Source organism: Vibrio sp. 10N.222.47.A9 (assembly GCF_963872585.1).
Taxonomy (GTDB): Bacteria; Pseudomonadota; Gammaproteobacteria; order Enterobacterales; family Vibrionaceae; genus Vibrio; species Vibrio splendidus.
Map to the genome: position 1 here is coordinate 152,538 of NZ_CAWNBB010000056.1, position 14,505 is coordinate 167,042.

2 protein-coding genes are annotated in these 14,505 nt (G+C 45.6%); one reads left to right on the forward strand and one right to left on the reverse strand.

Annotated elements, in window-relative coordinates; translation table 11 throughout:
* The first annotated feature begins 239 nt into the window (after nt 1-239).
* Entirely contained in the window at nt 240-1,004 is a 765-nt protein-coding gene (locus tag AACT19_RS18780; RefSeq protein WP_076648086.1) for a transporter substrate-binding domain-containing protein, read from the forward strand.
* A 120-nt stretch (nt 1,005-1,124) separates the two neighbouring features.
* On the opposite strand, the gene AACT19_RS18785 is transcribed toward AACT19_RS18780, so the two are convergent.
* On the reverse strand, nt 1,125-14,505 hold a 13,381-nt coding region (locus AACT19_RS18785), incomplete at its 5' end, for a T1SS-143 repeat domain-containing protein (RefSeq protein ID WP_076648104.1).

Here is a 14,505-nt window from a genome sequence, read left to right on the forward strand (position 1 = left end):
TGGGCTTTTTGTTTACCACTCAAACTTGCTGATACTTTTAACTCTGATTAGCACTTTAATGTGTCTCCTCTCCTTCTCGAAACCCATCCAATACACCCGTTACCCCCTCTTTCAGACAGAGTTTTCTTACCTCTATTTTTTGTAATCTCACTTTCTTTTAAACTTTCCAATGGTTTGATCTCTTTCTGCTTTTCTTTCTGTTACTTTTAACAACTAGACAAACACAACAGATAATTACAATGAAAAAAATATCACTATTACTTGCTTCCATTGCTCTGGCACTTTCTGGTGTCGCACAAGCTGACCAGCTAGAAGACATTCAAAAATCAGGCACACTTCGCGTCGGTACTACAGGCGACTACAAACCTTTTTCTTACTTCGACGGCAAAACCTACTCTGGTTATGACATTGACGTAGCCAAACATGTTGCAGAGCAGTTAGGCGTTGAATTACAGATTGTTCGTACCACATGGAAAGATCTGCTAACCGACCTAGACAGCGATAAATACGACATCGCGATGGGCGGTATCACACGTAAAATGCAGCGCCAGTTAAACGCTGAACAAACTCAAGGCTACATGACCTTTGGTAAGTGTTTTCTAGTCGCGAAAGGCAAAGCTGGACAATACGACAGCATTGAAAAAGTGAACCTTTCTTCTGTGCGTGTTGGCGTTAATATCGGCGGGACTAACGAGATTTTTGCGGATGCTAACTTGCAAGACGCGAGCTTTACACGTTACGAGAACAACCTAGACGTTCCGCAAGCCGTTGCGGAAGGTAAAGTTGATGTAATGGTGACAGAAACTCCTGAAGGTCTGTTCTATCAAGTGACGGACGAACGTCTTGAAGCGGCACGCTGTGAAACACCGTTTACCAACAGTCAATTCGGTTACCTGATACCAAAAGGTGAACAACGCTTGTTGAACACAGTGAACTTCATAATGGATGAGATGAAATTGAAAGGCGTCGAAGAAGAGTTCCTGATCCACAACTCTCTTAAGTAACTCTTTACGATTTATACAGTGACAAAAAAGAGGCCAGCAATGCTGGCCTCTTTCGTTATGGTTAAATGGTTCGCTTTTAGTTTAATCGTTAGATTCTAATAGCTAGCCTCCAATTTGGCGTTAACCGTGAGTGATGACATTTTGTTGCACTAACGCATCCAGAATGTCTGACGGCATGGTGCCACTTAAGGTTAGTTGTGGCGCAAGGTCTTCAACCACAATCACCTGTTCCGTAGTGCCTAAACCATCAGGGTTGATCGTTAGTTCAATATCATCCCCTTCCACTTTCGCGTCTATCTGTTGTAGCAATGCAGACATGTCTGGAGATGTATTCTTCAACTCAGGTAATACTTCTCGTAGATCGATTTGGTCTCCTTCAGACAGGCTGAAATCGGTAATGGTGTCTTCAACGCCATCTTCAATATTGAGCCATACAAACGAATCCATACCATTGCCACCGGTTAGAATATCGGAACCGCCGCCACCAATGAGTGTGTCGTTACCGTCACCGCCAACCAGCGTATCGTCACCCGCTCCACCTACAAGTCGATCATTTCCAGTTCCGCCAGTGAGGTTAGTATCAAAGTTACTCGCTAAAAGTTGCACATCGTCTGTTTCAGAAGACAGATCGAGATCTATTGGATTGGCAACAATATTGAGATTCAGATCGATGTTTTGAGATATCGCAATATCGTTGTTGTCCACCTCTTCAGATAGCGCCTCAACTTTCAAGGTGTAATTACCCGGGGTTAACGGCTTGCCTAATGATGACTGCTCGACGAGTCTGAGACTATCGATCGCATCAGCGGTCGCTATCCAAGTATCACCCACCAGCGAAACCGTACCCACATCACTGGTTACATCAACACCATCCGGAACATCACTAATCTTCAACGTTAACTCTTCAGTAATGTCCGTCAATGCAGCGACAATTCCAACTAAAGCGACTCCACTATTAGCGACCACAGCTGAGCTGGTCGTAATGTTTCTCACATAGTTAAATGCCGGATCAATAGACAAGGTTGGCGCATTAGCGACTGGTGTCACTGCGATATTATAAACCACTGGTGCGGTTTCAATCGCGATACCAGAAGGGTTACCGCTGTCTTTGGCGATTACTTCTAAGCCAATGCTATTGGTTGGAGACAAGCTCGCATCAAGGTAGACACCGTTTGGACTGGTTGGCGTATCAATCAGTGCATTTAGGTCACTCAGAGTACCGACTAAGATAACCGAACCAGTGTTGTTGCCGTTGACCATCACCGTCGTCACTGCTGGAAGAGATACGTTCAATGTACCGTAATCCACTGTCAGCGTGACTGTCATTAAGTCATTAGAAAATGCATCCACATAATCTGGGTCACTGACATTGATACCACTCAATAGCTGACCAGCATCCTCGTCAATAACCGTAGTGACACTGTCACCATTAACAACAGGCGTATCGTTCACTCCGTCGACAATCGCTGTGATCTCTGCAGTATCCGTTAGGAAATCATTAGCGCCGTTGGTTGTACCATCATCCTCGACGGTATAGGTGAACTTAACGTTACCGCTGTATTCATCAGCAGCCGTAAATATCCAGTACGGGCCAGTAATCATAGCGTCATCAGCGCCGCCGACGTTCTCGAAGCGCTGTAATTGGCCTTGGCCTTCATCGAGCACCAGATTAGTCACGGTAATCGTGTCGTTTTCCGGATCGCTCGTCGCTGTAATTAAGTCGCCCTCTTTAATGATCAACTGCCCTTCTTCAAGGATGTTTCCTAAGTCGATATCCGTTGCCACTGGCTGATCATTCACTTCCGTTACCACAACGCTAATTTCGCCGGTATCTGTTAAGAAATCATCAGCGCCGTTGGTTGTACCATCGTCCTCAACGGTATAAGTGAACTTAACATCACCGTTGTATTCGTTGGCTGCGGTAAATACCCAGTACGGGCCAGTGATCGTCGCATCATCAGCACCGCCCACGTTCTCAAAGCGTTGTAATTGGCCCTGACCTTGATCGAGCACCAAACTGTTCACAGTAATCGTGTCGTTTTCCGGATCAGTGGTTGCGGAAATCAGGTCTTCTTCTTTAATGACCAGCTGACCTTCTTCAAGCATGGTGCCCAAATCAATGTCCGATGCCACTGGCTGGTCGTTGACTTCTGTCACCACAAGGCTGATTTCAGCGCTATCGGTTTTAAAATCATCCGCACCATTGGTTGTACCATCATCGATAATGGAGTAATTGAATTTAACGTCGCCGTTGAAATCATTATCTGCAATGAATATCCAGAATGGCCCCGTAATCGCTGCGTCATCAGCACCACCAGCATTTTCATAGCGTGTTAGCTGACCTTGCCCTTGAGTAAGAGTTACGCCGGTTACCGTGAGGTTATGGTTTTCTAGATCAGAACTCGCTGCAATCAAGTCACCTTCAACAATCACGATTTGACCATCTTCCGCAATCGAACCTAAATCAACATTAGTCGCGACCGGAGCATCATTCACTTCCGTCACCTTAATGGTGAAGGTAGCTTGATTGGTTTGACCGGTATTCGGATCACCTGCGTCAATCAGACCGTTATTACCACCATCATCGAGGGTCGCATTGATTGTGACTAAACCACTCTGGTTGAGGTAGTTCTGGTCTGGGTCGGGTTTGAATGTCACTGCTCCATTAGTCAATGCGGTATTGATGTCGGCTTCTTTACCAGTAATCACCAATGAGCCGTCAGGTTGCAATACAAACGTCACGTCAGGAGAGCTGGTAAACTCAAACACACCCTGTGCACCCGTCAGTGTTTGGTCGACTTTAAGCGTCAGTTCATATGGAGCATCTGGATTATCAAAGTTTGCGTCGACGTCGTAGATACTAAAATTGTCGATGGCAACACTGATGTCTTCCGATGTTTCAATATTCGTTACGTTCACAAAGATCGGTTGATCGTTAATAGGATCAATCACCAGATCGACATCGAAGCTGGTTGGCGTACCTAGGTACTCTGTATTATCAGCATCAGTATCTACAGAACGTACCGTAATCTGTAGTGGACCATTGATACCCAGTACATTGCCTGTATCACTATTATGTTCTCCAGAATTGAATACGATCTTATCGAGAGACTGTGCAGGAACATCAAGTGTCCAAAGCTGCGTCGCCGGATTGTAGCTAGCCAATGTCGTGCCATCTGGATAGAAAATAGAAGCATCTTGAGGAACACCAGCCACTTCAACTCGAAGCGTTTCGGGCGCATTCTCGGTATACGTCCCGCTTCCTGTTGCAGACAATTCTTTATCCAAAATAGTCGCATTGATTTCGATATCAATGTTTTGGCCTTCATTACCTGTCACAGAATCAGTCGGGTTAGTATCAACATCATCACCAACAGGTACCACATGCAGTTTGAAGCTTGGCAAGTTTGCCGCCGCAGTAGGCACACCCAGCAACGATTCTTGAGTGAAGACTTCCACACCAAACTCAGCGGTACCACTGAAGTTTTTAGGCGGCAAGATCGAAATCTCACTTAAATCGAATGACAACCCCGAAGCTTGAGGCAGTTGAACACTCCACTCTCCATTACCATTATTTTTCACGGTATATGTCGAGCCTGCATCTGCACGCATTTGGAAGCCATCAGGGACATCGGTAAACTTAATCGACACAAACTGTTCTGAACCATCAAGGTCAGTCAGTGCAATCGATACAGGCCCCGTACCTGACAAGGAAATAAGTTGGTCTTCGTTACCTGTAATCTCGATAACATCCGGATCGCTACCCGGTCCAGTGACAGACACTTCATCGACCACAGGAACGACTTCAAAGCTGACACTCGTAGAGAAAGTATCTGAGTCTGTTGCCGTACCCGCAGGAGAAGCAGGATCATTATAGGTTGCGGTATCTGTGACTGTACCGCTGACATTAACCTGCACTTGGTTAATATCATTACCCGTTGGGTAATTTTCGATTGCCCTAAAGAGCACGTTATCGAGTGCACCCGCTGCTATTTCAGCCTGATTAAACGTAACAGATGTACCTAATGAAGTACCCGTGTTGTCATAGAATGCACCTATAGAAGGGTCGTCCAACGTTAAAGTAATGGACGTAAACGCTTCTTGGCCGCCTTCGACGCCGGAAACCTGATCCGAAATGGTCGAATTGAAGTCGAGCTGAATATAAGTGTCTTCGTAACCCACCGGATCTTGCCCAGCTTGACCGTCGGTATCAACAGGATTAAAGGCATCATCAAGCGAACCCACGACATTCACCTCAATCGTTGGATCCGTCTCAGCATCTGGTGCGACTTTGATGATAACTTCAGTCACTAAGGTCTTCTCATCGCCAGATTGTAAATCTTTGGTCACGATGGTCATTGGCAACCTAAAGTCACCAGAGTAGTTTGGTGGCAGATTCAATAACAAACCCGATGAATCGACGGCTACGCCCTGCTCAACAGTCGTCTCGTAAACATATTTCCCGTTCACAAAGTCAACATCACTTGTTCCCGACAGGCTAATTGGGAATGAGGTTGTAGCATCAATGACCAGAGTACCATCAATGATCACCGTCACTTGGTCAGTAGAATCATCGCGACCCGTCAAGCTCAAAATGCCGTTGAGTGCCGCGCCGAGATCAAGCTGAGTATCCTCAACGGCGTCGATAACACTGTCTGGCACAATCGCAATATCTGCGGCAACTTTGTCAGGTGCCGTCAGCACTTCAGGATAAGAAAGCGTTACTTCTCCGGTGCGTTGCACTTGGGCGGACGTTTCATTGTTAGCATCACCAGGATCTGATACCAAAGTGAAAATTGTCATCTTGATATCATTAAAGTCCCCCACCACGTCATCTGTATCATTGGCAGGGGTGAAATCTAATCCATTGGGCGCACTGACGCTAAAGGCATCTTCATTGGTCACAACCCAACGGCCACCGCCTTCGTAAGAGGCGCCAGTTACTAAAAGTTGCCCTAAGATATCATCAGATAACGCGCTTCCGTCAGTGTTAGTCAGCTGAACAATCACTTCGTCAACTTGCTCTTCTACTGTGCTTAAATCCGTTTCTTGGTATCGGACGACGTATTCACCGTCCCAGATTTCGTCTCCGTTAGTATCAGTCGTTTGGTTATCACTGTTAGTTGTAAATTTAATGACACCATTAGCGTCAGCCGTAATCGTAGTCAGGCCTCCAGAGCCATCTTCGTTTGAAACGACAATCTTGTTGTCGGCATCTCCAGGTTCAACGACGGGTCTTACACGCACATCAATCGTACCTGTAATCGTAGCGGTAACGATTCCCTGACCAGGATCAGTTGCATCAACATACTCATGATCGCGTTCTTCGATCATTACAACGGTATCAAGCGTGAAATCAGTACTTGAGTCTTGTGCTGGCGTCATTTGAATAAAGTTACTGTTCAGTGCTATCTGAGTGAACTCTTCTGGCGTCTGGCCACTCTTCGGCGTAATAGTCAACGTGTTCGCTACACTGTCATAAGTCCAGTCGACATCACCATTCACCGTTACACTCGCAATATCACTAGGGATCATACTAATGACGATGGATGTAAAATGCTCATCATCATCAATATAATCAGTGCTCTCTGGGTGCCAATCGATGTTGATAGCCGTATCTTCATTTCCGTTTGTAACGTTGCTGTAAGTTGCTGATGTGTCGATGATCGGCTCAACCAACACTCGAATTTCCTGATCGAATGTAAGCGTGTGGCCATCGTTTTCAGTTACGATGACTTTACCTTGAATGTGAATATTCTCGGTTGAAGAGTCGACAGGTCTGATGCGAATGCCTGAAGTTTTACCTGCCTCAGTAATGTTCGCTTCGTAGATAGGTTTGGATAAGTCAGGACTACCGCCCGGTCCAGTTTCGTAACCAACAAAGTTAAGATCAATAACCGTACCGTCGCCATCTTCGAGAATCACACCATCAGGAATACCTGAAAGGATTACAGTAATGGCTTCAGATCCATCTCCAGTTAGAGGAGAATCTGTTGGGTCATCAGGTTTACGTTCGCCAGACAATACAGTGAAGTCAAGCAGAGCAAAGCTATCGCCATTTTGACTCTCTTCAATTGTAGTTTGAACACCGTTTGTCGCGCCATCTGTAAACGTTGTCCAATCTGTACCATTCGTCCCACCATAAGGAGTATCGGCAACGCCTTTGACTTCAACGTTGACGGTTTTAGTTCCCAATATCTCCTCATCGATTTGGGCGCCCGTGGATAGATTTGCCGTATCTTTGACCACTCCCGTAACATCGAAGGTGAAATCGACATTACTGTGCTTGGTTGGAACAACCTCAACGTTAGCCAAATCGGAATACGCGATTTCTTGATAATCCACACCATTGATCGTGATGGTCGGAACGACTGTCGTGGTGCCTAAGAAGTAAAGCACTGCTCCTTCCGTAACATTACTTATGCGCACAAACAGTTCTTCAGAACTGTCAGAATCGACCGAACCTGTCATGGTGATGACTTCGTCTAACGTGAACGCGTCTTTATTGTCCAAAGGCCCGACGTAATCTGGATCATCGATATTGTCTTCGTTGATCTGAATTCGACTAACACTGAATGTGCCAGGGTCCGCATCTGCGGTCACATCAATAACAATACTTTGTTCCACAGAACGAGCCGTCGTCTTATCGTTTGCTCCACCGTTGGCTGAATCATCGTATGGGTTAAGCGTTTCTTCCGTAATTGCCGTCGCTTTGAACTCAATCTGCCCTGAGAAGTTATCAATAGGGTTAACTACGGTGCTATTGATATCAGCAGATGCGATGATATAAACACCATTAACGGGCGTTAACACATTGCCATTTTGATCAAGTAACTCAAACTTCCCGTCGCCTTGAACGGCTTCAAGTTCATAGGTAATCGTCTCAGTATTACTGTTATCTTGCGACTCTGCGTTCAGCTGCAACGTGACATTGTCTTCATCTTCGTTGACTTGATACTGATACGTGCTGTTGGAATCATCCCAAGTCGCAATATCCGCTACCGCTTCAATCTCGATTCTGAAGTTTGAGTTAATGGTGTGCTCCGTAGTGCCATTTTTCTCAATTTCAAGCTCATAACGAACTCGCCCACCAGTTTCATCCGAACTAGCGTGTTGGTCTGGAACAAAGAACAGGTTGTCGATCGTCGCGATAGTTTGTCTTGGTTCACTCGGGTTTGGAGCGAAGCTTTGTTCGAGTTCAGGAGAGCCAAATATAATGCTCCCATTTGACTCAGGCACTAATTCAATGTAGTCAGCACCATCAAAGTAATAAAAAGTACCTTGGTGACTATCACCTCCGTTCGGGCTTTTAATCGTCAACTGGCCAATAGATTCAGCGTTATCTTGGTCATACAGACTAACTTGCAGCGCAACTTGAGCTGGTGCATTAGGCAAGCCATTTTGGTTATCTTGAACATTCTCAAGAGTCGGCTCATCGCCTGTTGCGTAAGGTATGGTTGAGTCTCTACCCGCATCCTCGAAGGTCGTCACTTTCAGCGCAATTCTTGTAGAATCCCTATCAGTAATCGTAATATCTAACGGTGTTTCAGAGGTGTCTAAATCGCCATCTGTCGCAATCACGTTAATCGAGAAGTCGATAGTGTCTAGGCCGTCATGATCGAGATAGCCGTTAGCTTTGAATTCAACCTCACCATTTGAGTTGATGCGTAAAGTACCAAGCTGCCTTTCCTGAGTACCACCATTGCCATCATCGGTTTGCTCATAAACGCGGATAATTCGACTTCCGCTTTGAAGATTTAATGCGTCACTGTAATCAGTCGCATTACCTCTTTGGAAAACAATATCTGCACCATTATTTGAGATACCCTCAATTCGACTCAGTACCGCACCATCAGCCCCCACATCCGTCGCATTAGCAAACATGTCGACTTTAGAGTTATTGTAACCCTGCCCTTCAAGACGAGTAATCGATTGAGTTGTCACCAACGGAACATCATCAGTAACCGTGATTTTTAAATCGATCGCGTTTGATTGGTCTTGATCAAAATCTTCTGCAACAACAGAAAAATTAAGGTCAATCGCATTTTCATCTGCACCATCAGGGTGTTTAAGTGGTTTAAACAATTCAAATTGGTAGCTGTTATCCGAGGTATCGAAAATAATCTCGAACACCGCTTCATTACTCGTTGCAGTTTGAGCAACGTAAGTAAATGTTGTGCCGTTTTGTGAAACAGCTAGCCACTCTAAGCTTTCTCCATCAGAGGTTAAGCCCGTCAGAACCAAATCTTCATCAACCAGCTCATACAGCACAACGCCATCCGCACCTTCATCGACGGTGAACAGTCCATTGATAATGGTATCTTCAGATTGATCGGAACCAATGCCAGTAAGATCGTCTTCATCAACAACCGTTTCACCAGTCGGCGCCGTCATTACGGGCGCATCATCTAGCACCTCGATTGGCAATACATATTGGTTAGAATCATCGCCATCACCATCAACGGCGACAACATCAAACGGGATGGTTAATGTATCGAGGTTACTCGGTGTCGTAGCGTGATTGAGAGGGCCAAGCAAGGTAAAGGTGTAAGCACCATCATCAGTCAGCACTAATGTGAAGATTGGCGTTCCGCCTGGGACAGTTGCGCCTTGGTAGGTGGTCGTGTTAGCAGCACCTGTGATCTCAGCGATCTTAATACCTTCACTGCCCGACGATAGCGTTGCTTCCAACGTTGATATATTACGTAGTTCGTATACCTCGACTTGGTCTGCACCTTCTGTGGTAACAAATGAACCTGTCGCTTGTGCCAGAGCGCCCAAATCATCTTCATCAACCACAAACGTACTCGCGACAGTGGTGTCAGTAATGGTTGGAACATCATCGGTAATGGTCACGGTAAGGGGTTTCATCACTGAATCAGTGTTGTCTTTGTCGACTGCGATCACTGGCAAGGTGAAGATTTGATCATTGTTACCTTGTACAGGCAGGTGATCTAACTCTTCCAACAAGGTGAACGTGTACTCTCCTAGAACCACGCTGCTAAAGGTGATGGTGAAGATATCCGTTTGGACACCGCCGCTTTCAACGTAACCAATATAATGATCGCTGTTTAGAGGATCTTCTTTTAACTGAACCACCAAACCATCCGCTTTCAGATCGCCTGATGTGTTGAATTGAGCCGGATCAATACGGAAGTGGCTCACATCATCACTTCCTGCTGTGAAAGTAATGGTTTCAGTTTGGCTAACAGGTAAACCCGGTGAAGAACCATCAATCAGATTTGCTTCAGCCAACGCGACAGTCGGTACGGTGTCGATAGTTGGTGGCGCGCCATCGGCAATAGTTAACGTCACTGTAGACGTCACGATATCGCCGTCTTTATCTTCAGATGTCACCGTAATGGTCTTGACGATATCGCCACTAGAGTGGTCTAGATTGCGGTTAGGTTCAAAACGTACATCCCCTTCGAGATTGATACACAAGGAACCTTCAGTGAACACAAATTCTTGCTCACCCGTGTCGGTTTGTACCAAGGCTGTTTCAGCTTGATTGTCATACACAAACTTAGTGATTGTCGCGCCATCTGCACTTTGCGCAGGCATCACATCAAATGTCGTTGTGGTTGGTGTTCCCGTGGTTGGCTCAGTAATGTTGAGCGCACCTGACTGCATCAGCTGAACATCATCGGTGATGGTGACAGCCAGTGGTTTAGACGCTGAAATATCACCATCAGTATCTTCCGCGTAAACAGAAAGATCAAAGCTCAGATCGTTATTTCCTAAACCATCAACATGATCTAAACGTTCAAGCAGAGTAAATGTATATTGGCTCGGATTCGTGTCATCAAAATCCAGAGTGAATATGATTTTCTCGGCACCTGAACCATTAGTAGTAAATGCAATGTAGTCGCCTGAACCAGCTGGATCTTCACGTAAACTCAATTCAAGGCCATCAGACTTCAACGCGCCGTTGGTATTGAACAACCCTACTTCCACCACTATTTCAGCAATATCATCACTGCTTGCAAGTGAAGTAATGGTTTGAGTCATACTCACAGGGGTTACGCTAGGCGTCGAACCATCAGCAAGTAAGCTTTCTGACAATGCCACACCCGGCACAACGTCGATTGTTGGCCCATCACCATCAACAATGGTGAGCGTAACCGTCGACGAAAAGATATCGTTATCAAAGTCTGAAGACGTGAACACGATTAACTTAACAATGTTCCCTGCAGAGTGATCAAGGTTTCGATTTGGCTCAAACCTTACGTCACCATCTAATGTCACAAACAATGAACCTTCAGTGAAAACAAACTCTTGTTCGCCACTGATGTTCTGATTCAGAGTAATTGGAGAACCACCGTCATACGTGAACTGCGTAATGTTCGCGCCGTCTGCACTTGGTATTGGCATCACATCAACGGTAGTTGTTGTTGGAGTACCAGAACTTGGTTCGGTAATGGTTAAGAAGCCATCTTGCATTTGCTGGAGGTCATCTTCTATCGTAACCACCACATCGCGCTTCGTTGATTCAGAATCATCTGTATCAACAGCATAGATAGGCAAACGGAACGTCAGATTGTTGTAAAGCACGCCATCAAGGTGATCAAGTGCCTCAATCAAGGTAAATGTAAACTGAGCTTTGTTTGCACTATCAAAGCTAATGGTAAATACATCGGTAACGTTACCCATACCATCATCGGTATAACCAATGTAGTCACCAGCAGAAGCAGGATCTTCTTTTAGTTGAACAACAAGACCACTTGATTTCAACAGATCGCCAGGATTGAATTCGTTGGTCGCAATTCTAAAGTGACTAAAATCATCACTTCCTTCGGTGTAAGTGATTGTGTGAGTCGAACTTACCGGAGAACCAGTTGGCGTAGAGCCATCCGCTAGGTTGACTTCCGATAAGTTAACATCTGGAACCACGTCAATAACGGGATCGATACCGTCTTTGATCGTCAAGGTGACATCTGCGGTATCTGTATCGTTATCAAAATCACTGGTGGTGACGACAATCGTTCTTACAATGTCGCCGGATGAATGGTCAAGATCTCTGCTCGGCTCAAAACGAACCTCCCCTTCAATGGTGATGTACAGTAAGCCATCGGTTACGGTAAAGACTTGTTCTGTGGCGATGCTTGGGTCTAACGTTACAGCTGTGCCACCATCGTAAGTAAACTGTGTCACTTTCGCGCCATCAGCACTCTGCGTTGGCATAACATCAATGATTGGCGTCGTTGGTGGCGTACCCGATACCAAATCAGCTAATGAAGGCTCGATGATACTCAAGGTACCATCTTGAACGCCTTGTACGTCATCGGTGATCGCAACCGTCATAGGCGACATTGCAGAATCATCACCATCCGCATCAACCGCTAAAACAGGGACATCGAAGCTTAGTATATTGTTTTGTAATCCATCTACATGATCTAACGCTTCAAGTAGTGTGAACGTGTATTGCCCTAAATTGCTCGTCGAGAAGCTGATCATGAAGACGTTGGTTTCTACGTTAGAACCGTCTTTGACGAAGCCAATGTAATTACCAGAATTAGCTGGCTGCTCTTTTATTTCGACATCTAGGCCGTTCGATTTCAAAGCCCCTGAAGTATTGAACTGCGTAGGATCAACTCTGAAATGGCTTACGTCGTCACTACCCGTTGTGTAGGTAATGGTTTGTGTCATTGTCACTGGATTACCGGTTGGCGCAGAGCCATCAGCCAGTTCCACTTCAGATAACGTAATTCCGGGAACAAGGTCGATGGTAGGAAGGTCACCATCAACAATCTTCAGCGTCACGCTCGAAGTGACAATATCGCCATCGAGGTCAACAGACGTCACCTCAATCGACTTGGTAATATCACCACCAGCATGATTTTGATTACGTACCGGCTCGAATCGTATCTCACCTTCCGTCGTAATAAATACCGAACCTTCCGTGAAGACGAACTCTTGTTCACCATTCACATTCAAATCAAGACTTTCTGCAGTGTTACCGTCAAAAACAAATGAAGTGACTTTGGCTCCATCAGCACTTTGGTTTGGCATCACATCAAAGGTATTTGATGTTTCAACACTTGCTGCAGGCTCACGACTGGTGATTGTGCCGTCTTGCATCAACTGCACATCGTCGCCAATGGTCACGCCAAGCTGAGAGACTAACGAGTCATCGCCATCACTATCCACCGCATACACAGGTAGATTAAAGCTTAAATCGTTGTTGCCACGCGCATCTTGATGATCCAGAGCTTCGATTAAAGTAAATGTGTATTCACCTAAGGTTCCGGAGTTAATGTCCAACGTAAATACTGTTGTCTCAACATTAGACGAACTGGTGGTAAAGCCAATGTACTGACCAGAGCCTTGAGGTTCTTCGCGCAGTTCGACCGCTAAGCCATTCGATTTAAGTGCATCGTTAGTATTGAACTCGGTTGGTTCCAGACGGAAGCGAACCACATCATCACTTTGATTGGTAAAAGTAATCGTCTCCGTTTGACTAACCGCACTACCACTTGGCGCAGAACCATCAGCTAGGTTTGTTTCTGAAAGCGTAACACTTGGTACCGCATCGATAGTTGGAATATCACCATCGGTAATGGTCAGCGTAACGGTTGAAGTCACAGGATCGTTATCAAAATCACTTGAAGTAACCACTATCGACTTCACGATGTCTTCGCTGGCAGAGTGGTCAAGGTCACGATTTGGTTCAAAGCGCACTTGACCTTGAAGAGTGATGAATAGCTCACCTTCGGTGAAACTAAACTGCTGCTCACCTACGATGCTTTGATCGAGTGTTTTGACAATACCGCCAAATGAGAATTCAGTGATCGTCGCACCATCGGCACTCTGATTTGGCATCACATCAATGGTGTTGGTTGTGATTGTTCCGTCTGCAAGATTTGGCTCAGTGATATCTAACGTACCGTCTTGCATGATTTGAACATCATCACCAATGGTCACATTGAGTTGAGACACCAGTGAATCATCGCCATCACTGTCTACCGCATAAACAGGAAGATCAAAACTCAGATCGTTCTTATCTAGGCCATCTGCATGGTCTAGCGCTTCAAGTAAGGTGAAGGTGTATTCGCCCAACGTACTTGTAGAGAAAGCAATCGTGAATACAGGAACTTCAGCATTCGAACCATCGGCAATAAAACCGATATAAGTACCCGGATTAGCCGAATCTTCTTTTATCTCAACCGAAAATCCATTCGATTTCAGTGCACCGCCCACATTGAACTCTGTTGGCTCAATACGGAAACTCGCCACATCATCACTTTGATTGGTGAAGGTAATCGTCTCTGTTTGACTTACAGCACTGCCGCTTGGCGCTGAGCCGTCACTAAGATTAGTTTCAGACAGAGTAACGCTTGGCACTGCATCAATGGTTGGGATATCACCATCAGTAATAGTCAGAGTGACCGTTGACGTCAGTACATCGTTATCTAAATCGCTTGAAGTCACCACAATCGACTTCACGATGTCTTCGCTCGCTGTGTGGTTTAGATTGCGATTTGGCTCGAAACGCACTTCA